Consider the following 23,341-nt stretch of genomic DNA (forward strand, 5'->3'; position numbering starts at 1 on the left):
TGGTTACGTTAAATGCACAAATTTGTGACTTTTTAGGTCCGATAAAGGCATCTGGCATGACTTTTACTTTTCTTTACACGCCGAGCTCTAGGCGATTGAGTGAAGAATCGGTATAACTTAATCATCATTTATAACTTTTGCTGTTGACATGAAATTTAAAACAAAATGGCTATTATTGGCGGCGTTACCTGTGATTGGGGTAGGCGCTTGGATGTATTGGGGGCAAGCGAAACCGGTAGCAACGTATGCAACGGAGCCCGTTGGTAAAGGGGACATAGAGAATGCGGTGCTTGCTAATGGCATGTTGCAAGCGATTAAACTAGTGAATGTCGGTGCTCAGGTATCCGGACAGATCCAAGAGTTAGCCGTTAATCTTGGAGATGAAATCAAACAAGGCGATTTGATTGCGCAAATTGATAGCCTCACCCAACAAAATAGTTTGAAAGAAGCCCAAGCCTCTCTTGATAGCTTGAATGCTCAATACCGAGCGAAGCAAGCACAAATTAAGCAAGCAAATTATGAGTATCAACGTCAAAAAGGCATGCTTGCAGCAGAAGCCAGCTCGCGAGCAGATTATGAAAGTGCCGAAGCGAACTTAACCATTTATCAGGCTGATTTAGCCGAATTAAAAGCTGAGATTGAGAAAGCGAAAATCAACGTTGATAGTGCGAAAGTCGACTTAGGCTATACCACGATCAGTGCCCCTATGGATGGTACAGTTGTATACACCTCAGTAGAGGCTGGACAAACAGTCAATGCCAATCAAACGACTCCTACTATTATTGAGTTAGCTCAGTTAGATACCATGACGGTAAAAGCGCAAATTTCTGAAGCGGATGTCATTCATGTTCATCCGGGGCAGGTGGCGTATTTTACAATTTTGGGGCAGCCGAATAAAAAATATAAAGGCACACTCCGAGCGATTGAGCCTGGGCCTACCATCATGACCGGTGATGATAGTAAATTAACTGTCAGTGACAGCGACGCAATCTATTACAACGCGCTATTTGATGTCGATAACCCTAATGGGACCTTACGTATCGGGATGACGGCGCAAGTGTCGATCGTGTTAGAGCAAGCTAAAGATGTGTTATTTGTACCAGCACAAGTCTTAAAACGCACTAAGAAAGGCTTCCAAGTGCCAGTGTTAGAAGGCGATAGCCTAGTATTTAAACCGGTCAAAGTCGGTATCAATAATAAAGTGAATGCTGAAATTATTTCCGGACTAGAAGAAGGCGATCGCATTGTGGTTGGTATGCCATCGGATTCAAGCTTTTCTAGTCGCCGTAAGCCACCAATGAGATTTTAATGATGGCGAATCCTCTACTTAAAATTTCAAACTTAAGCCGTAGTTTTATCAGCGGAGAAGAATCGCTCACTGTACTTCATCAGGTGAACCTTGAGATCCAGCAAGGTGAAATGGTGGCGATTGTTGGTGCGTCAGGCTCGGGTAAATCAACCTTAATGAATATTCTTGGTTGTTTGGATCAACCCTCTTCGGGGCAATATTGGATTAATGGCCAAGATACCTCACAGATGGATAAAGATCAGCTGGCGCAATTACGCCGCGAATATTTTGGTTTTATTTTCCAGCGCTATCATTTATTAGGTGATTTAACCGCGGTTGGCAATGTCGAAGTGCCTGCGGTGTATGCGGGGGTAGCTCATGGGCAACGAGCACAACGCGCTCAGCATTTGTTGACACGTTTAGGGTTAGAAGAACGTTTTGATCATAAACCCAATCAACTGAGTGGTGGACAACAGCAACGAGTCAGTGTGGCACGTGCCTTAATGAATGGCGGTGATGTGATCTTGGCGGATGAGCCGACAGGTGCACTCGACAGTCAAAGTGGTAAAGACATGATGGCGCTGCTCAAAGAGCTTCATCAGCAAGGCCATACCATCATTCTTGTAACACATGATATGGATGTGGCACATTTTGCCGATCGTATTATTGAAATTAAAGATGGTGAGATCATTGCGGATAATCCATCACCGAAAGCACAAATAGAGTCTGACTCAGTACTAACTCCGCTCCATCAGGTAGAAGTTGCCTCTGACACTGAACTTGAAAAAACGCAATCTACGAATCAATTTACAAATCAATCTGCGGCAAAATGGTGGCATTGGGACAGTTTTATTGATGCGTTAAAAATGGCCTTATTGGCAATGTCGAGCCATCGAATGCGAACATTTTTAACCATGTTAGGCATTATTATTGGTATTGCATCGGTGGTTTCGGTAGTGGCGCTTGGTAATGGTACCCAACAGCAAGTCTTGTCCAATATTGCTTCTATGGGAACTAATACCATTGATATTCGTCCTGGTACAGGTTTTGGTGATCGACGTTCAGGCCGAGTCCGCACTTTAACCGCTGATGATGCGAATGCGATTAAGCAATTGTCTTATGTTGATAGCGTGACACCGTCACTTAATAACAGTCTCACTATTCGTTATGCTAATGAGGCGGTAACTGCTTCGATTGAAGGAGTGGGGGCCGATTACTTTCGCGTAAAAGGTTATGAGATTGCTCAAGGGCAGTTTTGGCAACAAGACAGCGTGGATGGGCTTGCGCAAGAAGCGGTGATAGATGATAACACTCGCCAGTCTTTATTTGCCAATAGTGATCCGATAGGTCAGGTGATTTTCCTTGGCCGTTTACCAGTGCGTATTGTTGGGGTAACGCAGCCGAAAGAAAGTGCTTTTGGTAATAATGATAGCCTCAAAGTATGGGTACCATTTAGCACGATGTCGGGTCGTATGATGGGGCAGCGATACTTAAATAGTATTACGGTGCGCATTGATGAAGATGCGCCTAGTAGCGCTGCTGAGCAAGGGATCATCAGTTTATTAAAAATGCGTCATGGTACCGAAGACTTCTTTACGATTAACACCGATACCATTCGACAAAATATTGAAAAAACCACTGCGATGATGACGTTACTAATTTCGTCTATTGCCGTGATCTCCTTAGTGGTCGGCGGGATTGGCGTTATGAATATCATGCTGGTTTCGGTGACGGAACGCACGAAAGAAATTGGGGTGCGGATGGCGGTTGGTGCAAGGCAAATTGATATTTTACGTCAGTTTTTAATTGAGGCCATTTTAGTGTGTTTATGTGGTGGCATTGCAGGTATCGCATTAGCCTTTGGTTTAGGAGCAATCTTGGCGAATGTGGATGGCGGATTCCAAATGATTTATTCAACTGCATCGATTGTGTGGGCCTTTGTTTGCTCAACGTTAATCGGTATTGTTTTTGGCTTTTTACCCGCTAGAAATGCTGCCAAGCTCGATCCTGTTGATGCGTTAGCAAGAGATTAATACGATGAACAAAACACTTTTAAGTCTAGTCGTAAGCGCGCTGTTACTAACCGGCTGTGGTGCGTTAACTCGTACCGATTATGAAGCTCCCCCGGTTCAAGTGCCAGAACAATGGCAGCAGCAACACGTTGCGGGCGATGTGAAAATGGACCCGTGGTGGCATGCCTTTCATGATGCCACTTTGAACCATTATATTGATCAAGCCTTACAGACCAACAATGATTTAGCCGTAGCCACTTTTACAGTACAAAAAGCGCGCTTACAAATGGGATTAACTAAGGATGATCTATATCCACAATTTAGTTCTACCACTTCTGCCGGGGTGTCGAAGCCTCTGAACGGTGGTGACTCTCAAGAGAGCTATAGTACGGGGTTATCTGTCAGCTATGAACTTGATCTATGGGGAAAAATTTCTGCCGATGTGGATGAGGCTCGCTGGTCAGCACTGGCAAGTTTAGAAGACCGTGAAAGCACCGCACAAAGTCTAGTGGCAACGACCGCATCCTTGTATTGGCAAATCGGCTATTTAAAACAGCGTATTGCGTTGAGCCATTCGGATGTGGCTGATGCGCAAAAAACCTTGGACTTGATTGCTCGTCAGTATCAATTAGGAGCGGTGAGTCAACTTGATGTGTTGGAAGCTAAGCGCACTTTAGCCAGTTTGCAAGCGCAACAAAGCCAGTATCAGCAGCAATTAATCGAAGCAAATAATGCGTTTGCTATTTTGTTTAATCAGCCGCCAATGGACATGAGCAGCAAGGTTGAACAATTACCAGATTTAGAGTTACCTAACGTTGCTTCTGGCATTCCTGCGGATTTATTGATTCGTCGCCCTGATGTCAAAGCGGCAATTTACGATATTAAATCCACGTTAGCAGGTAAAGATTCAGCAGACTTAGAATATTTACCTACCTTCACCTTAACGGGGGCATTAGGGGGATCGTCTGAGGCTTTAAAAGATCTGTTATCCGATCCGATCGGCAGCTTAGGCGCAGATTTAACCTTGCCATTTTTGCAATGGAATGACATGCAAAATAACAAAGCAATCGCTGATGTGGAGTATCAATCTGCGATCGTCAGTTACCGTCAAGTGCTATATAGTGCCTTTCAAGATGTGGAAAATGCTTTGTCTGCTCGTGAGCAATTGATCTATCAGCGTGCGCGTTTACAAGAGCAATACGATGCGGCGGAACAAGCCGAGAAAATCTACATTGCGCGCTATAAATACGGTTCCATTACCATTATGGAATTATTGGAATCGCAAGAAAATACACGTGATGCCAAAGCCGCATTATTAGAAAATCGTTATAACCAATTTGTCGCGCAAGTGGCACTTTATCAATCCTTAGGTGGGCAAGACGTGGCACCTAAAATTACTGAAATGGAGATGAAAGAGAATGGATGATCTCCCTGAAGGCGATTTTCGTGCGCGACTTATAAAGGTGCTTTCAATTTGCTTTTTCAGTAATTCTAGTTGTTATAGCGGTAGGGTAATACCAATCACTCAACAATCACACCAATTCATTATGACGCGCGAAATCGATAAGCTCTAACACTGAGTTGGCATTGAGCTTTATCTTTAGCTTGTGTTTATAGGTACTGATGGTTTTTTCACTGAGTAATAGTTTCTCTCCTATTTGTTTATTGCCAAGGCCCTGAGCGATTAATATGAGTACGCTTAATTCTCGTGGAGTTAACGTATTGAGAAGAGGGTTTGAACCCTTAGTCATAGAATCGGCGGCTTGTTCTAGTTGAGGAAAAAAACGATAATTACGTAATATCAATCGAACGATCTCAAAGAGTGAATCAAAATCTTCACTTTTGGTGACATAACCATCTGCTCCTGCTTGTTGACAGCGCTGTACGATATGAGCGCTTTCATTAGTCGACAATATCAAAACTTTTGGAGGGTTACTCATGGATTTAATTCGCTTTAGAATTTGAAAACCATCACTTTGTGGTAGGCCGATATCAAGGACGACTAGATCCGCTTGATTGGCTTTTTTGATAGCTTCAATACCGCTCTCAGTCTCAAGAATCACTTGCATGTCGTTTTTTTCAAGCAATGTTTTAACAGCAAAGCGAACCACTGGGTGATCGTCAACAACAATTACCTTTTTTCTTATCAATGTGTGTTTCCTTAATCAAGCTAATTTAAGCACTAATAATTCATGCAATTATTACAGATAAGGAAAGACTTACCAACTTTGCTTGATAATTTGTTCGCATTATAAGTATTTACTTATCTCAAAAGCTAACCACCTATCTAGGTCAATTTTTTATTATTGGTCATAGTATTTTTATTATTATTTATAGCAGAAAGGGTGCGTTGAGAGAGGCTATAAGATTATGAAATGCAGTGATAATAAAAGGCAATGAGTGAATAGAATGAAATGTTTGATTAAAGCATAAAAATATGTCAGTAGTTTGTCTTGTATAAAGTCAAACTACTGACTTTTTAAACACCTTAATCTATAGGCCTTTGGCAACTGATATAAAATGGCAATATGAAGTTTATAGGTGACCAGATATGTCCATCTACAAAAGAGAATTTCGTGCGGCTGAAGGTCTCATTGGTCCAATAATCTCCCACAGGCCATCCATTCTTTTGCAACTCAACCAAAATTTCGGCATTATTACTACCTAAACTAGCTCTTAGGTCAAGATAATTCTCTTCAGTCGCAAGCCCGAACCCTAAAGCTTCACACGTGGCTCTCCCTGGAGTTAGGTCGTAGATAGCGTATTCAATGCCATCATAGTTTCTTATATCATCAACTGCTAATCCAGCATTACGTATTTGCTCAAGAGTTAGTGGCGGCATTATTTCATAACCATTAATAAAATAGGATCTTAGTCCAGACTTCATAGTCAATGTTTCTTCTTGCACTACACCGTCAAAACTACCAGCACCTGTCCAAATCACTTTAAAATCCCTTTCAAAGTCTTGTGTTGAATCGACATCTACTTTACTGGCATCAATTTCGCCTGTTGCGGGATTAATAGTAATACCCAAATTGTTCCCTGTAGAGTCTAGACTCCATGCTCCTAGTTTATTGTCGTCCGGAATTACAATGACATTACCGTTTATCAACATAACACTTGCTTGCGCTTTAAAACTTTGTTGTTGTTTGTAGATAATAGGTGCTGTGACTTTACCAGCGAGTAAGAAAGTCACCGTGGTTTCAGACGGTTTGCTTAAAGTGACTTTGAACGTCTTTTCTATTGGACCGGTTAAATTATTAAACCAACCTTCATTTACATACGAAGCTCGAATACTTAGAGGCTCATCCACGTAAGGGAAGGCTTGTGTAACTGGTGGAATTCTTACTTGCCCTTCAGTATTGACTGTAAACCCTTCGCTAGAGAGATCGTTGCCGTCGGCATCCAGTACTTCCCAGGTTACGTGGTTGGCATCCGGCACATCGAGCGTACTAAATACTCTGCCTGGCTCTGTACTTACCTCAAAACGGATACTTGCCTGCAAGTTCATGTCTGGCAACACGCTGCTATTGTCCAATACCAATTCAGGGTTCATTACAGTCGGGGCAGAGATGGGAATGTTTGGATTATTGTCATCCCAACCTTCAATGACTTCCTGACCTTTCGGGAATCCATCACCATCTTCGTCTTGATCGCCACCAGCCACTGGGCTATTCGGGTCGTTCTTATCCCAACCTTCGATGAATTCTCGACCATCTCTGAGGCCATCACCATCACTGTCTTGGTCACCACCCACCACTGGGCTGTTTGGGTCATTCGGATCCCAGCCTTCGACGACTTCACGGCCATTAGGAATGCCATCACCATCACTGTCTTTATGGCCATCTGTCACTGGGTCATTAGCATCGTTTCTATCCCAACCTTTAGCGTACTCCTGACCGTCTTTGATACCATCACCATCACTGTCTTGGTCGCCATTTTGTACCGGGCTATTCGGGTCATTTGGATCCCAACCTTCCACGATTTCACGCCCATCAGGAATGCCGTCACCATCACTGTCTCGATCGCCATTTTGCACAGGGTCATTAGGGTCAGTGGGATCCCAGCCTTCAACGACTTCACGCCCATCAGTGATGCCATCACCATCGCTGTCTTGGTTGCCATTTTGTACTGGGCTATTTGGATCGTTCGGGTTCCAACCTTCTGCGTGCTCACGGCCGTCAGTGATGCCATCGCCATCGCTGTCTTGATCACCATTTTCTATTGGGCTGTTCGGGTCATTCGGATCCCAACCTTCCACCACTTCACGACCATCAGGAATACCGTCACCATCACTGTCTTGGTTGCCATTGTGAACAGGGTCATTAGGATCATTAGGGTCCCAGCCTTCCGCGTGTTCTTGACCGTCTCTGATACCATCACCATCGCTGTCTTGGTCGCCACCCTGAACTGGGCTGTTTGGGTCATTTGGGTCCCAACCTTCTACGATTTCACGACCATCAGGAATGCCGTCGCCATCACTGTCTTTATCGCCACCAGGTACTGGATCGTTCGGGTCATTTGGGTTGGTGCCATTGCGAATTTCATCGGCATCAGAAATGCCATCGCCATCGCTGTCACATATAAACTCTGTGCATGAACCAATAGGGTCAGTAATTGGACTCCTAATCGGGTTAGGTAAGCCATCGTCATCAGAGCCACACCCGGCTAAAATCAAGGCCAGCAACGCAGCAGCGGGCAATTTTCCTGAGATTTTACTCATGTTATTAATACGTTTATTCATAAAATACTACCTGTTTTATTGAAACTCAGAAGTGATAGGTTGTTGGATCACCTCTGGTGAGATAATTTCTACTCGACGGTTAAAAGCGCGGCCTTGTGCGGTATCATTCGAGGCGATAGGGCGAAACTCGCCATAACCTTTAACAGTGATACGATCACGCTCGATGCCTTGTGACATTAAGTAATCCGCCACACGTTGCGCACGCGCTTCCGATAGCTGTTGGTTGTATGTCGCTCGGCCCACACTGTCGGTATGGCCAATAACTTCAACTGTTGCTTGTGGGTAACGCTGCAAACGCTGAATGGTGGCTGCTAACTCTGTTTTCATCACAGGAGACAGTTCTGTACTGTTGCTGCCAAAGCCACTGCTTTTACTATCGAAGCCACTCCAATCTCGCAATATTTGAACTTGCTGCTTAATGATGACTGGCTGTGAGGTTTCCACTTTCTTTTCGGAAGGTTGCGTTTCTTTTTCGACGATAGGTAATATCGTGTTTTGTAGCGGCGTTGTGCCACCAAAGCGGTAATCCAGCCCAAAGCCAAGAAAATGCACATCTGATGATCCTGTGGTTTTTGAATCACCCACATCATAGAAATACTGGTATTCCATACGGGCACTTAAGTGTTGGGATAATCGGTATTCCAAACCGCCCCCTAGCATGGGAGAGAAACCGGAATCATCCATATCTTTTGCGCTAGGTTCATCTGCGTCAGTATTAACATTCCAGTAGAGTGCTCCACCTTTACCAAACACCAAAAGTTGCTTGCTTAGCGCGTAATCTGCTTTTAGCCCCAACTCCAAACCTTGTACTGTACTGCTGTAATCCACCAAGCTTGTTGGTTGTTCCATAGTCGGGTAGGTAGCCGATGGGCCGCCTAAATAAATATAACCGCCTTCTATTGCTAGCCAATCTAGTACCTGATAGCCACCGTATAACCCTGCAGCAATACCAGTCTCATCACTACAAGACTCATGTTGTTCACCACAAGGGCTGCTGAATTTTGCAGCTCCAACTTTACCACCAGCATAGAATTCACTTGCCTGGTGTATCGCGGGGTTAGCGAAGGCAAAACTTGCTTGAAAAAGAAGTGCATTGGTAATTAGGGTAAATTTGAATAACCTCATCGTGTTCTCACCTTAGAAACTATTTATTAAGTAGTTGGTGATGTTGAACGATTAGAAGGGGGTTTATAAGCAGGCTATACTTTCATTTTAATAGGAAAATGCTTATATCATTTACACTTGAAGCTACAGGTTTGTTAACGATATTTATTTGTCTTGCTGTAAATGGGGATAAGGTAAATATGAGTTTATTTGAGCAATAAATATTGAAAGAAGGATATGAAAGACACTTTTTATAAAAAATAAAAAATAAGCAGCCACATGGACTGCTTGTTTTAATATTTATACGGTGTTTAATCCATATCAAACACTTATGGTTCAAGTTTGTAAGCAATTACATAATCACCTGGTTTGGTGCCAATAGAGCCATGTCCTCCAGCAACAATCACCACCATTTGTTCTCCTTGACTGTTGAGATAAGTCATAGGGGTTGCTTGTCCACCGGCAGGAAGACGACCTTTCCAAAGCTCTTCTCCTGTGGTGACATCATAAGCCCTTAGGTAGTTATCGACAGTGGCTCCTAAGAATGCCACACCGCCTCCGGTAATGATTGGTCCACCAATGCCAGGAACCCCCATTTTGATAGGCAGTGGTAGGGGCGTCATATCATAAATGGTACCGTTTTTATGTTGCCACGCCGTTTCACCTGTCACTAAGTTTGCGCCAGCCACATAACCCCAAGGCGGTTGCTGACAAGGGACACCCAATGGCGACAAGAAAGGTTTGAGTTCTACCGCGTAAGGCGCACCGTGGTTGGCATTAACGCCGTGTTCACCTTTATTGCTATCTGCATCATTAAATCTAGCGCTTTTTTTGTCGACCACGGTAGAAACAAACGCCAGATTTAAAGGCATCCCAAACATAACCTGACGTTTAGGATCGACGGCCACGCCGCCCCAATTAAAGACCCCGAAATTGCCAGGATAGACAATCGTCCCTTGCTCTGATGGTGGAGTATAACGGCCTTCATAACGTAATGAGCGAAATTCAATACGACAGATCAATTGGTCGAGTAAGGTCGCTCCCCACATGTTAGATTCTTTGAGTTCAGGTGGGTTAAAGCTTAGCGCCGATACCGGTTGAGTTTTAGCCGCATAATCACCTTGCATCGCCCCTTGGGGAGCAGGGACTTCAGTGATGGGGTGGATCGGCTCACCTGTAGCGCGGTTGAGGACATAGACATCGCCTTGTTTGGTCGGAACAACTAAGCCTGGTTGCACACCGGTCGGAGTTTTTAAATCAATCAAGCTAGGTTGTGCTGGCGTATCCATATCCCATAAATCATGATGAACGAACTGTTGCACCCAACGTGCTTGGCCGGTTTTGGCATCCAGCGCGACCACCGAGCTTGAATATTTTTCTTCATTGTCATTGCGGTACATACCCAATTGATCGGGAGTTCGGTTGCCCATTGGAAAATAAATTAATCCCAGTTTTTCATCGGCGCTGGCAACAGACCAACTATTTGGCGAACTGACTGTGTAAGTCTTACCATCGGCAATAGGGGAGGTGTCATCAGGGTTAGCGGAATCCCAATTCCAGACTAACTGACCTGTTTGAGCATCAAAAGCACGAATCACGCCAGAGGGAGAATTGATATCATAATTATCATTGACCGCACCGGCGACCACCACAACTCCATTAGTCACGATCGGTGGTGAGGTGGAATAATAATACCCGGCTTGTTTGTACGGCATGTTTTGCATTAAATCCAACACGCCATCTTTTGCAAAGTTATTGCAGCGTGCCCCAGTTTTAGGGTCAATGGCGATCAGGCGCGCATCGGAGGTAGGTAGGAATAATTGAGCATCACATTGCATACTAGGTAGCTCTTGTGTGCTCATGTTTGTTTTGCTATCAACTAAAGATGCACCGCTAATATTAGAGGGATCTTGTGGTGGTAAGTAAGATACCCCGCGACAAGTTTGATGCTGACGCTGGCTTTCTGCAGGAACTTTAGCATCAAAAATCCACTGTTTCGCTCCCGTATCGGCATTTAAAGCGACTAGCCAGTTATGTGGCGTACATAAATACAACGTATTGCCAATTTTAAGTGGTGTCGCCTGATAGGTAGTTTCACCGACATCATTGGGGCCTTTGATATCACCAGTTTGAATTTGCCAAGCCGGTGTGAGCTTAGCCACGTTATCTGGTGTGATTTGATCTAGTGGAGAATAGCGTTGCCCATAATTGCTGCGTCCATAGCTGGTCCACGCCTCATCGGCAATACCGCCCATATCGGGATTGGCTTCGACTATATCGGTGGATAACGTGCCTTGAATATCGTGTGTGGTGTTTAGTATGGAGCCTAAAGTCAACACACTGCTGATAATCCAAATGGAGAATAAGGCTAAGTTTGAAGAGCGACTCGCACGTTTAAATGTGACAAGCAAAGGGATAGCGAGCAAAAGAGGGAGTCCCATTCGAGTTGCTAACGGCCACCAATCCAGCCCAGATTCAGTTAATGCCCACCCCATAGTGAATAATAAATAGACGGCAAAAAGGTAATGAGAGAAGGTTCGGTTGTGTTGCCAAATACTGATGGCACAAGCAAGAAATGCTAAACCTGCCAGCAGGTAATAGACACTGCCTCCTAACGCTACTAACCAGCCACCCCCTGCGGTTAAGCCGATCCCGAGTAATAATAAAATCGCGGAAAAAAGTCGCATAAACACTCCTTGTATGTAAGGAAAAGGTAAAAAGGTTCGCCTTTGCTCTCTGATAACCTGTAACAAAATGTGACCACTGTCAATGGTTAACCCTTTTAAATGTAGTGTAGTTGTTAATGAGTTATATGATTTTTTTATCACTTTGCTTTACTTAGCAGGCTAAATAATTATAATAACACCTGTCAATTAGTTAGCCTGCTAAGTAAAGGGTCAACTTGCTAAGTAAAGGGTCAACTTGCTAAGTAAAAGGTCAACTTACTAAGTAAATAGTACCCATCATTGTAAAAATAAGGGATCAGCGTGGAGCAATTAGATAAGCAACATCTTCAAAATTTACCGTTGGCAGAACGTTTAGGCCGTTTGATGCGTTTATGGCGAATGGTTGCTGATGCGGAGCTGACGCCATTAGGCCTGACTCACCCGAGGTGGAGTGCACTGTGGAAGTTACGTCAATTAGGCGATTGCATTAGTCAAAAATGTTTAGCTGAAGGGCTAGAAATCGAATTGGCCTCATTGATGCGAACTTTAAACCAGTTAGAGCAGCAAGATTTGATTGTGCGTAAACCTTGTCCTAATGATAAACGTGCAAGATTGGTGTGTTTAACCCCACAAGGTAAGACCATTTTAAAGCAGATGGAAACGCGTATTTTTGATGTGCGCAGAAAAGTCCTGTCTGGATTATCAGAGCAGCAATTGCAAGAGTTTGAAGCTATGGTTGAGCTCATTACGCAAAATGCGCTCGAACAATTGCACCAGCGTTAGTGTTGCTACCTTATCAGGTCGGCAATGATATTCCCTTAAGCTGTGACCTAAAGAGGTGCGTCATTTAACGCATTAGGGTTACGGCTAAACCAATCAGAAAATTTCACCTTCATTTAGAGAGATTTATGTCATCAGATCAACAATTTGCACGATTAGTGCGAATCGCTATGTTCGGCTTTGCTTTTATATTCATCTATTTTTTAATTGCCGATCTAAAAATGCCTGTCACCACAGAATCCATGGCGACACGATCCATTACCAAAATTGCCCCTCAAGTCAGTGGTCGTATTGAAACGGTCAATGTGCACAACAATCAAACCATAAAAAAGGGGGAGGTGTTGTTTGAGCTTGATGCCCGCCCTTATGAGTTAGCGGTCGAAGAAGCGCGATTAGCATTAGAACAAGCAAGGCAAACTAACCAAGAATTGGATGCGAGTTTAGCGGCAGCAGAAGCCAATGTGAATGCTGCGGAAAGTCTCAATGAGCAGCGCAATCGAGAAGCTAAACGTCTGGTTAACTTGTTTGGTCATCATGGTGTTTCACAACAAGAGCGTGATACTGCGGTCAGTAATGCTAAATCGGCGAGAGCCAACTTATTAGCTGCGCGGGCAGAATTAGACAAATTAAAAGTGGCTCGAGGGTTAGCTGGGGAAGAGAACTTAACCATTCGCCAAGCACAAAACCATTTAAAGCAGGCCGAATTGAACCTATCTTATACCCAAGTCACTGCGGAAAAAGATGGCATTGTAACGAATGTGCATCTTCAACAGGGCAGTTTTAAAAGTGCGGGTAGCTCGGCGTTGGCATTAGTATCGCAACAAGTGGATATCATTGCCGATTTTCGAGAAAAGAATATTGCTTATACCCAAGCCGGAGATACAGCCTATGTGGCCTTTGATGGTCGCCCAGGGCAATTATTTAAAGCGCAAGTGGACAGCATTGATGCGGGGGTGAGTTCAGGACAATTTGATGCTAATGGACAATTAGCCACTCCGACGTCTTCGGATCGTTGGGTGCGAGATGCTCAGCGTTTACGCTTGCATTTAACTTTGGTTGAACCACTGGATTTCTCGGTTGCCACTGGCGCGCGCACGACAGTTCAGTTGATCCCAAGTCATGGTTTATTTGCTTATATCGCTAAGCTGCAAATTAAGTTTATCAGTTTACTGCATTACATTTATTAAGCGGAGGGTGAATGAGATTACTTCGTCATCAACCGCTGACAGCCAATGAATATCGACAATGTCTGCGTATCGCTACTGGTGCGACGCTTGGATTTTTTATCTGTAAATTCTTTGGTTGGCAAAATGGGGTATTTTATACGGTCACGCCGATCTTATTATTGGGATTGGTACCGCAAGTAAACCGACATGTGGCGCGTCAAGTGTTAGCCTCGGCGGCGGTTTCTGCGGTTGAAGTGGGTTTGATTGCTGGAATGTTCGGGGATCATCCTGCCATTATGACCATGATGGCCTTTTTTATGTTCCTTTATCGTTTTATTGCAATGAGCAAAGGCAGTTTATTTTTGTTTGGCGCAACCGGCGTGATTAACCTCAGTATTATGCTGCACTTCGCCAGTTATCCAGCAACCAATATCGGTATTCTGATTTCAGATAATGTAGTGTCATCATGTACTTCATTAATGATCGCCACATTGATGATGTACTTATGGCCTGATGTGGAAGCAAGGCCAGCCAGACCTGTTGTTGAGAAAAATGCGAACCGAATGCGTCATGAAGCCTTGTTAGGCTCTGTGATGGCAACCTTATCATTTGTGGTGTTTCAAACACTAGATTTACAAGATTCCATGTCAGCGCAAGCCACCAGTTTATTGTTGTTATTTCCAATGCATTGGAATGGCATGTTAGGTTATGCCAGAAAACGTGCCATCGGGACTATTCTCGGTGTGAGCTTTGGCATTATGGTGCAAATGATTTTATATGATTGGTCAAATATGTTGGTGTTGGTCATGCCGTTACTGTGGATTGGGCTAATGATGTTTAGTCATGCTCATGTTAAAGAAGCTAGCGGGTCAGGGGCTGGATTTGGTGCTATGACGACCTTGGGAATTTTATTCGGCCAATATTTGCAACCGAATGATGATTTAATTTTCAGTGCGTTATATCGAATGAGCAGTATTGCTGTGGCGATAGTGATCACTTTAATGGTGTGCTTTTGTTTACATAAATTGCTGAATCGATTTGAAGCGACGCGTTTTGGTGCTTAGCTTAGAAGGCGATTTTTCCGCTCCATTTTGCATAAGCATTTTTAAACAGCCATTTTTGCTCAATCATTTTTGCTTAACCATTTTGGCTTAGAATGGTGCGATTGAGCAAGGTGGCGCCACCATGCCAAAAGCTGGATTCAAAGGTCTCACATTCTGAAGCCAATCCTATCGTTATCCACTTTGTGGCGTGTGATGACGCTATTTCAATCTTCTTGTCCATAATTTAAATGTCGGAACTGTGTTTTCGATCATGTTTTAAAATTCATCCCAGCCCAAAAGATGTTATAAATATGTTTAATTGTCTAAGTTTACGGTTAATTAAAGGATAAATTGTAAACTTTGATTCTTTATGCGTTATTTATGACTAAAAAATCGGCTATCAATGAGTGCATTGTAAAATAAGCAATAGAGGCTTTAATTGAAAAGGAAGGTCAACATAAAACATTATTAAAGTGCTCTGTATATTGAAAGGGAATATCTTCAGAAAAGGATTTTTATATGATGATAATTCGTCCGGTCAGGATAGAAGACCGAGCAACTATTATTGAACTCGCGAGTAAAACCGGGGTTGGATTTACGTCTTTACCATTAAATGAAGAGCGCGTTACTCAGCGCGTTGAACGCATGGTGAACACTTGGCATCAACGAGCGCCTCTCGAAGAGCAAGGGTATTTGTTCGTTTTAGAAGATACTGAGACCCAACAAGTAGTTGGGATCAGTGGTATTGAAGTGGCGATTGGTCTTGATGAGGCTTGGTATAACTACCGAGTTGGCACGGTCGTTCATGCTTCAAAAGAATTAAACGTTTATCGCAATATGCAGGCGTTGTTTCTGAGTAATGATCACACCGGCTTTAGCGAATTATGCACCTTATTTCTCGACCCTGAATATCGTCACAGCCAAAACGGCTATTTATTATCCAAAGCTCGTTTCTTATTTATGGCGAATTTCCAAGATCGATTTTCCGATAAAGTCATCGCGGAAATGCGAGGCTATTCAGATGATGAGGGGCGTTCACCATTTTGGGAAAGTTTAGGCCGCCATTTTTTTCAAATGGATTTTGCCGAAGCGGATCATTTATCGGGAATGGGCAAAAAAAGTTTCATCGCAGAACTGATGCCTAAGCACCCTATGTATGTTGAATTTCTGACACAAGAAGCCCAAGAGGTGATTGGTAAAGTGCATCCACATACTGAGCCTGCGGCTGCTATTTTAAATAGTGAAGGTCTGCGCTATGAAGGCTGTATCGATATTTTTGATGCGGGGCCAACGTTAGAAGCGAAAGTGGAAGAGATTCGCGCTGTACGAGAAAGTGAATTATGGAGCGTCAAGATTGTGACAAATCCACAAGTCATACCCAATGATGGGCCGTGTTTTATTTTGTCTAATACCGATTATTTAAATTATCGCGCGGTGCTCGGGAACGTGATCTTTGAATCGTCAGAGATCGGGATTCCCCAAGCGTTAGCCGATGCCTTACAAGTCAAACCGGGCGATGTGATCCGCGCCGTAACACTCTTTCCAGAGGAGAAAGCATAATGTCTCATTCTAATTTATTGATAAACGGACGTTGGCAAGTGGCAACAGGGAGCCCGTTTGACAAAACAAATCCAGCCACTAATCAAATGTTATGGCAAGGCAATGAAGCGACCGCCACCGAAGTAGATAAAGCGGTCAAGGCTGCACGCCAAGCCTTTCCGGTATGGGCAAGAACCCCAATTGCGCAGCGTATTGCTTTGTTAGAGCGTTTTGTTCAATTGTTAACGGAACAGAAAAGCGCACTAGCTGCCGTTATTTCACAGGAGACTGGAAAGCCTCATTGGGAAACGTTAACCGAAGTGGCCGCCATGATCGGTAAAGTGGCAATTTCTTTAAAAGCTTATGAAGAAAGAACTGGTGAAAAAAGAACGGATATGCCGGATGGACAAGCGATATTACGCCATCGTCCACATGGGGTATTAGCGGTATTCGGCCCTTATAATTTCCCAGGGCACTTGCCTAACGGGCATATCGTCCCAGCTTTATTAGCAGGAAATACGGTCGTGTTTAAGCCCAGTGAGCTGACACCGTGGACGGCAGAAGAAACCTTAAAATTATGGTTACAAGCGGGTTTACCGGAGGGTGTGATCAACCTGATTCAAGGAGGTCGCGCAACTGGTGAAGCTTTAGCCTCTCATGCTGATGTGGATGGCTTGTTATTTACTGGCAGCGCCAATACCGGCTATCAATTACATCGTCAATTAGCGGGGCAGCCTGAAAAAGTGTTGGCACTGGAAATGGGCGGCAATAATGCACTGATCGTGGAAGAGATCGACGATCTGGACGCCGCCGTTCACCTGACGATTCAATCTGCGTTTATTTCCGCTGGGCAGCGCTGTACCTGTGCACGACGTTTGTTGGTAAAAGAAGGGGCGCAAGGTGATGCCTTTATGCAGCGTTTAGTTGAGATCACTCAAGCGATTAAAGTGGGTGAATGGGATAGCGAACCGGCCCCTTTTATGGGTAGTGTGATTTCATTACCAGCCGCCCAACAATTGCTAACGGCACAGCAAGCTTTATTGGATAAAGGCGCAAAAAGTCTGCTGGAAATGAAGCTGCTTTCTGCCGAGGCTGCCTTTGTAAGCCCAGGGATTATCGATATCACCGGCGTGTCAGGAATTGCCGATGAAGAGCATTTTGGCCCCTTGCTGACGGTTATCCGTTATTCAACCTTTGAACAAGCTCTCCAGATAGCCAACAACACTCGTTATGGGCTATCAATGGGATTAATTTCGCCTCATCGTGAACATTATGAGCAACTGTTGATTGAAGCGCGAGCGGGGATTGTGAATTGGAATAAACCCCTTACTGGAGCGTCAAGTGCGGCACCTTTTGGTGGCATAGGTGCATCGGGTAACCATCGTCCAAGTGCTTATTATGCCGCGGATTATTGCGCATGGCCGATGGCGTCATTGGAAAGCGAGACTATTTCATTGCCAGAAGCCTTATCACCGGGGCTATTCTTTAAGTAAGTGTAATCGTTAAGGCGGCTTACATTGCTGCCTTCATTGATGCGGCACTGTGAATGGCTTGATTATTTCAAAAGTACAGTCGTTTCAAAAGCAAAGTCGTCTCAAGAACGCAGCCGCGTCTACGGTACAAGAAGACTCTTCAAGGAGGCAGGAGTAAATATGAAAGCCTATGAAGTCAATTTTGATGGTTTAGTTGGTCTGACCCATCATTATGCGGGATTATCGTTTGGTAATGTTGCCTCTACCAGTAATCAAAATATGGAGTCCAATCCTAAATTGGCGGCCCAGCAAGGATTACTAAAAATGAAAGCGTTGAGTGATATGGGGTTTAAGCAAGCGGTGCTCCCTCCTCAAGAACGCCCCCATCTCCCGTTATTACGTCAGTTAGGATTTTCTGGCAGCGATCAACAAGTATTGGCCGCAGTTGCTAAGCATTCCCCCCAACTTTTATCACAAGTCAGTTCTGCTTCATCGATGTGGACTGCCAATGCTGCCACCATGTCGCCTTCAGCTGATACTCACGATGGGCGTGCGCATTTTACGGTGGCGAATTTAAATAATAACTTCCACCGCGCAATTGAAGCAGACACCACCAGTGCGACGCTCAAAGCCATCTTTAATCACGACGATTATTTTGTTCATCATGATGCTTTGCCACAACAAGCACTCTGGGGGGATGAAGGGGCGGCTAATCATAACCGTTTATGTGCTGATTATGGCTATAAAGGCGTCGAAGTATTTGTGTATGGACGACAAGCATTAAGCTCAGGAGTTGAGCCAACTCGTTATCCAGCCAGACAAACCTTAGAGGCCAGTCAAGCGATTGCCCGTTTACATGGCTTAACCCCAGAGCAAACCGTCTTTGTTCAACAAAACCCAGATGTTATCGATCAGGGGGTGTTTCATAATGATGTGATTAGTGTGAGTAATGGTCCGGTGCTTTTTTATCATCAAGCGGCATTTTTAGATGCCAAATCAGCCTTTGCTGAGATTGGCCGCAAATTAGCCGAACTGAATACGGACTTTATTCCTATTGAAGTGCCTAGCAAGCAAGTGTCAGTCCAAGATGCGGTCGAAACTTATCTGTTTAATAGTCAGTTATTGACGAAAGCCAATGGGAAGATGCTGCTGGTGGTGCCTGAAGAGTCACGTCAACATCCGCGCGTATGGCAATATTTGAGTGATTTAATCAGCAGTGATTACCCGATTGATGAGGTGAAGGTCTTTGATTTACGTGAAAGTATGCGTAACGGCGGGGGGCCGGCTTGCTTGCGTCAACGGGTAGTGTTAACTCAATCTGAGCTCAACGCGATTACGCCTCAAGTACTTATGACTGAGAGCTTATTTACGAGCTTAAATGCTTGGATTGAGCGTTTTTATCGCGACCGATTACGAGAGAGTGATTTGGCTGATCCGCAATTGCTGATGGAAAATCGCCAAGCCTTGGATGAATTAACGCAAATCTTGAACTTGGGTAGCCTCTATCCATTTCAACAGATATAGGATATCGCCATGATTGAAGATTTCCTGACTTTTACCTTAGCGCAGCAAATTCCTCCACAATGTGAAGGGGCAGCCTCTGGTTTTACTTGGAAGTGGCTAGCGCATGGTGTGGTGCTGTTAGAGCCGAATCAGCCACTGGATAGCTGTGATCATATTGCAATTTCAGCAGGGATACACGGCAATGAAACTGCACCAATTGAGTTGCTTGAAAGCCTCTTACAAGATCTCAGCCGTGGCGTTTTAACGTTAAATGTGCGCCTGTTAGTGTTATTGGGTCACCCAAGTGCCATGCAAACGGGAGAGCGCTATCAGCAAATCGATTTGAACCGTTTATTTAGCGGCCAGCATCGCCATTATGAAGCTAGCATAGAAACGCAAAGAGCCGCACAACTTGAGTCATTAATCCATGCATTTTTTTCTGCCTCGACACAAGGTAGTCAATCGAGCGGTAAAAAATGGCACTTGGATCTACACACCGCTATTCGTGGATCTCATCATGTGCGTTTTGCCGTCCTGCCTTTTCAAGAATCTCAATCATTTAGTCGTTCGTTATTTTACTGGCTAGACTCGGCAGGTATAGAAGCGGCGGTATTAAACCAAGCCCCCAGTGGCACCTTTTCTTATTTTACTAGCCATTATTGCGGCGCAGACAGTTGTACTTTAGAGCTTGGAAAAGCCAAACCCTTTGGTGACAATGATCTTAGCCAATTTGCTCAGGTTGATCTCGCATTAAGACATTTAATCGAACAAGGGATTCAAGACGTTTCACCCACCAAGAAGCCGCCTATTTTGGTTTATCAAGTCACGCAGCAATTAACGAAATTGACAGAAAATTTTACGTTGAATTTTCCAGATTCGGTGAAAAACTTTACCACTTTTCATCAAGGTGAAGTGTTAGCTACCGATGGCGATACCACCTATACAGTGGCACAGGCTCAAGAGTGGGTGTTATTTCCTAATGCCAAAGTAAGGCCCGGTTTAAGAGCTGGTTTGATGCTAATAAGAACAGATGTTGAGTTGGGGTGAGTGAGTTTCCTTTTATTTTCAGTATGCAGTTTAGATTTGCACCGATTTATCCAGATATTATATTTTTTATCGTTCAAGATGAAACTGAAATTTTGAGGCGCAGTTCTCATTTTAAGGAATCGTTTAAAAAAGGCCATGAAAATATCTTGTTAATTTTATCTATTATCTATTATCTATAGCGTTGATAAAAACTCGTTGTGCACCATCTATTCCTAGTTGTTCAGCTTCTTTCAATAGCATCATAGCTTTCAAGGTTTGTTTATTTTTTACAGCATACTTGATAGATTCAAAATAATATTTTTTTGTATCACTATGAACTGTCACCATTAAAGACTCTGGTATTGTATTTGTTATGGAACATGGAACGCTTTCAGGTTTAACGGTAGTTTTAGTCATATTTTTTTTACTTTTTAACAATATTCTTGATAAAGAAGTAGTTTTAATTTCAAATACTAATGAGCCAAAACGGTGAAATGTATATTTGGGGTCAATCACCATTGGTATTGGCTGGCCTAGCTCTATTGCTCTCTTCTTCGCTGGATGGGGGAGGGTGATAGAATTACCTAATTTTTTATTATCAGTATAAATAATAAAATAAGGTGTTTTTCGAACATCCAGAGTAAAATTCACTTGATATTGAGGAGGCTGAAATATACCACCTTCTATTATTTTAAAACTATCGTTGTTATTGGTTTTTACAATATTAAATCTTTTATCTAAAGTAATTAATTTAGGTGCGAAAAATTCACCATTTATCATTTTGCTAGTAATCTTAATATTTGCTTTATTTGAGAGGTAGGGCAACTTAAAAGAAGCAAAATAACTATTACCTTCAGTGAAGTGACCTAAGGGGGATTCTTTATTAATTTTTATTTCAAATCTTTCATTGATATCAAGAAGCATCCAAGGAAACTCAGAATAATTATCACAACAAATTAATTCTTTAGCTGTGATGTTTGTTGGATCTTGATTTGATTTTGATGTATGCGCACATGCGATAAGCATTAAATTTAAAGTTAGAATTATTATAATATGGATTTTTTTCATTTTATGGTTTGGATATATTTTAATAATTAATATATAGAAGGCAGCATCTCTGCTGCCTTATTTTTTGATCAGAACCAAATTTCAGTATGAATACCAATTACGATTTCATCTTTACCATCTTCTATACCAATTTGACGAGCACTCGCTTCATCATCTGCATTAATATAACTTACATAAGGTTTTATCTGAGGTCGACCAAAATAATCGGCATTTACAGTAAATGCTGTCGCTAATTCAATATTATAAATATCACTTTCAAGATCATCACCAGTACGCCCCCAGTATCCGTCTGCTCCCTCTTCATGACCATAAGAAGCGGTGAGCTCGAGGCGGAAATTATCATTAACTTTGTAGGATGGACGAACAGCAAGAAGGTAACGTTTCAAATTATCAGCGCCAAATAATTGATCTAAAGCTCCCATATAGGTCATCTCGGAACCCATCTGCCACTTTTCAGAAAGGTTTAATACACCATAGGAGGTGAAGAAAAGTGATTCGGCTTTATCATCACCACCAGACCACCCTCCGAAGTTTACACCACGGTTTTGTGCAACACCGTTACCATAAGCAAGCGCTGTTTGTGTCCACCCATCTAAGCCGTAATAACTACTATTAAAAGTAATTGCAGCTCCAAATCCATCATCAGAATTATTATCTTTACCTTCTTGTTGCATATATTTAAGATCAAAATCTAAGCTACCAATACCAATATCGACATCATAATAATAAAGGTCTAGACTTGAAAGAGTTGTACGCGGAGTATTTGTTTTAACGATCTTACAAGTTGATGCATCACTATTATTTTCACAACTTAAGACATCTGGTGCTCCGGCATCAGGATCAGCAATAACATAGGCTATACCCATAGTATTTTCTGCATACCTAGTTTGAAGGCCTGCGCCTACACCTGATGACTGTTTCCAAAACTCCCCAGATAGAATACCAGAAGCACGATTTAAGAAACGTTGCCCACCCCAAATAGAGGTTTCCTCTCCTAAATAAGGTAACGCACCTATTTCTACAAATGCTTCTTTTACTTCAAATTGTGCAGTTGTATTATCTTTTTGACTTCCTGCTGAGGAATAAGCATAAGAGTTACCGTTACCATATTCGGAGCGAATGATAAAATCAGACCATACACCATTTGCGTGCTCGGTATGTTTTTTTATTACAAATTCGACCTGATTAGTACTTTTACCATGTGTTCCTGCTGTTTTGTAATCTGGTTTACCAAACTCTGTATCGACCGATTTACCATCGACAGTTCTAAAGTTCATTGATGCATAACCAAAAATGTCCCAACCATCAGTGATAACATCAGTATCGTTAATTTTTTCTACAGTAGGCGTGGCTTCATCGCCAGATAGTACATCTAATGCCACTTCAGTTTCAGCAAAAGCGCTACCAGTTATTAAAGCTGATACAATTGTAGCCGCTATTGTATTTACTTTTATCATACCTAACCCCTAATCAGAAAATTAAATATCCATGCTCGATTTTTACAAGCATTACAATTTCTATTTCTTATGATGGAGTGAAGTATCTATGAGTGAAAATTGATTTAAATATCAATGATATTAGTATTTTTTATATCATTATAATCTGGAGTTTAAATTAATTTAATTTTTAAGATTAATAGTCTTTTTGAACTATTTTAATGTTGATTGTTAAATTCTTGTTGGCTAGGTTAAAGATCTTTTTTGTGAATAGGAGCACAACAAAAATGGAATTAGCCCTGAATTCTTTGATGGAGAATAGCTTTAATATTTTCTTCAGCCCTTCACTCAAGAAAATAAGAATATATATTGTAATTTTCTCTCAACGTAAATCGACTATATTTAACAACAAGGAATCACAATGCATTAATATTTAGCTTCTTTTTTATTACAAGAAAATCAGAAACTACGTATTGGAGTTTACATTTTATCGT

The 23,341-nt window shown here is 42.7% G+C and carries 16 protein-coding genes; 10 read left to right on the plus strand and 6 right to left on the minus strand.

The genetic code is table 11. The features are described from left to right. Nucleotides 1-148 precede the first annotated feature (148 nt). The 3 genes from VCA1004_RS12220 to VCA1004_RS12230 are packed head-to-tail and all read left to right on the plus strand — an operon-like array spanning nucleotide 149 to nucleotide 4,726. The gene (locus VCA1004_RS12220; protein ID WP_086980733.1) at nucleotides 149-1,309 is read left to right on the plus strand and encodes an efflux RND transporter periplasmic adaptor subunit; all 1,161 of its coding nucleotides are present in this window, start codon (nucleotides 149-151) and stop codon (nucleotides 1,307-1,309) included. Nucleotides 1,310-1,311: 2 nt separating this feature from the next. Then, nucleotides 1,312-3,321: a MacB family efflux pump subunit gene (locus VCA1004_RS12225; RefSeq protein ID WP_086981366.1), complete on the plus strand. Its 2,010-nt coding sequence runs from the start codon at nucleotides 1,312-1,314 to the stop codon at nucleotides 3,319-3,321. Between the two features lie 4 nt (nucleotides 3,322-3,325). Beyond that, nucleotides 3,326-4,726: an efflux transporter outer membrane subunit gene (locus VCA1004_RS12230; protein WP_086980734.1), complete on the plus strand. Its 1,401-nt coding sequence runs from the start codon at nucleotides 3,326-3,328 to the stop codon at nucleotides 4,724-4,726. 106 nt (nucleotides 4,727-4,832) lie between these two features. Here the strand turns inward: VCA1004_RS12230 and VCA1004_RS12235 are convergent, their stop codons facing one another. The 4 genes from VCA1004_RS12235 to VCA1004_RS12250 all read right to left on the minus strand — a co-directional run bounded on the left by VCA1004_RS12235 (nucleotide 4,833) and on the right by VCA1004_RS12250 (nucleotide 11,835). Then, nucleotides 4,833-5,450 (minus strand): response regulator transcription factor, encoded by a 618-nt coding sequence (locus tag VCA1004_RS12235; protein WP_197715840.1) that lies wholly within the window; start codon nucleotides 5,448-5,450, stop codon nucleotides 4,833-4,835. Between the two features lie 338 nt (nucleotides 5,451-5,788). Continuing rightward, complete coding sequence (locus tag VCA1004_RS12240; protein ID WP_086980735.1) at nucleotides 5,789-8,044, minus strand: hypothetical protein; 2,256 nt, start codon at nucleotides 8,042-8,044, stop codon at nucleotides 5,789-5,791. Between the two features lie 15 nt (nucleotides 8,045-8,059). Further along, on the minus strand, nucleotides 8,060-9,169 hold the full coding sequence (locus VCA1004_RS12245) for an outer membrane beta-barrel protein (protein ID WP_086980736.1): 1,110 nt from the start codon (nucleotides 9,167-9,169) through the stop codon (nucleotides 8,060-8,062). 308 nt (nucleotides 9,170-9,477) lie between these two features. Next, complete coding sequence (locus VCA1004_RS12250) at nucleotides 9,478-11,835, minus strand: membrane-bound PQQ-dependent dehydrogenase, glucose/quinate/shikimate family (RefSeq protein WP_086980737.1); 2,358 nt, start codon at nucleotides 11,833-11,835, stop codon at nucleotides 9,478-9,480. A gap of 363 nt (nucleotides 11,836-12,198) precedes the next feature. Between VCA1004_RS12250 and VCA1004_RS12255 the strand changes: the two genes are divergently transcribed. From VCA1004_RS12255 to astE, 7 genes are all read left to right on the plus strand, one after another. Next, nucleotides 12,199-12,597 carry a MarR family transcriptional regulator gene (locus tag VCA1004_RS12255; RefSeq protein WP_086981367.1) on the plus strand — a complete coding sequence of 133 codons (399 nt, stop codon included), beginning with the start codon at nucleotides 12,199-12,201 and terminating at the stop codon, nucleotides 12,595-12,597. A 125-nt stretch (nucleotides 12,598-12,722) separates the two neighbouring features. Beyond that, nucleotides 12,723-13,781, plus strand: coding sequence for an HlyD family secretion protein (locus VCA1004_RS12260; RefSeq protein WP_086980738.1), 1,059 nt, complete (start codon nucleotides 12,723-12,725; stop codon nucleotides 13,779-13,781). A gap of 11 nt (nucleotides 13,782-13,792) precedes the next feature. Beyond that, complete coding sequence (locus tag VCA1004_RS12265) at nucleotides 13,793-14,824, plus strand: DUF2955 domain-containing protein (RefSeq protein ID WP_086980739.1); 1,032 nt, start codon at nucleotides 13,793-13,795, stop codon at nucleotides 14,822-14,824. 498 nt (nucleotides 14,825-15,322) lie between these two features. Beyond that, a complete protein-coding gene (gene astA, locus VCA1004_RS12270; protein ID WP_086980740.1) occupies nucleotides 15,323-16,363 on the plus strand; it encodes an arginine N-succinyltransferase in 1,041 nt (346 codons plus the stop codon). Beyond that, nucleotides 16,363-17,835 carry a succinylglutamate-semialdehyde dehydrogenase gene (gene astD, locus VCA1004_RS12275; RefSeq protein ID WP_086980741.1) on the plus strand — a complete coding sequence of 491 codons (1,473 nt, stop codon included), beginning with the start codon at nucleotides 16,363-16,365 and terminating at the stop codon, nucleotides 17,833-17,835. The genes astA and astD overlap by 1 nt, the downstream gene beginning before the upstream one ends. Before the next feature lie 159 nt (nucleotides 17,836-17,994). Further along, nucleotides 17,995-19,338: an N-succinylarginine dihydrolase gene (gene astB / locus VCA1004_RS12280; RefSeq protein ID WP_086980742.1), complete on the plus strand. Its 1,344-nt coding sequence runs from the start codon at nucleotides 17,995-17,997 to the stop codon at nucleotides 19,336-19,338. Nucleotides 19,339-19,347: 9 nt separating this feature from the next. Next, on the plus strand, nucleotides 19,348-20,364 hold the full coding sequence (gene astE / locus VCA1004_RS12285) for a succinylglutamate desuccinylase (RefSeq protein WP_197715841.1): 1,017 nt from the start codon (nucleotides 19,348-19,350) through the stop codon (nucleotides 20,362-20,364). Nucleotides 20,365-20,526: 162 nt separating this feature from the next. On the opposite strand, the gene VCA1004_RS12290 is transcribed toward astE, so the two are convergent. Next, entirely contained in the window at nucleotides 20,527-21,411 is an 885-nt protein-coding gene (locus tag VCA1004_RS12290; RefSeq protein WP_086980743.1) for a MalM family protein, read from the minus strand. 68 nt (nucleotides 21,412-21,479) lie between these two features. After that, complete coding sequence (locus tag VCA1004_RS12295; RefSeq protein ID WP_086980744.1) at nucleotides 21,480-22,868, minus strand: carbohydrate porin; 1,389 nt, start codon at nucleotides 22,866-22,868, stop codon at nucleotides 21,480-21,482. Nucleotides 22,869-23,341: the final 473 nt, after the last annotated feature.

Source organism: Vibrio aphrogenes (genome assembly GCF_002157735.2).
GTDB lineage: Bacteria > Pseudomonadota > Gammaproteobacteria > Enterobacterales > Vibrionaceae > Vibrio > Vibrio aphrogenes.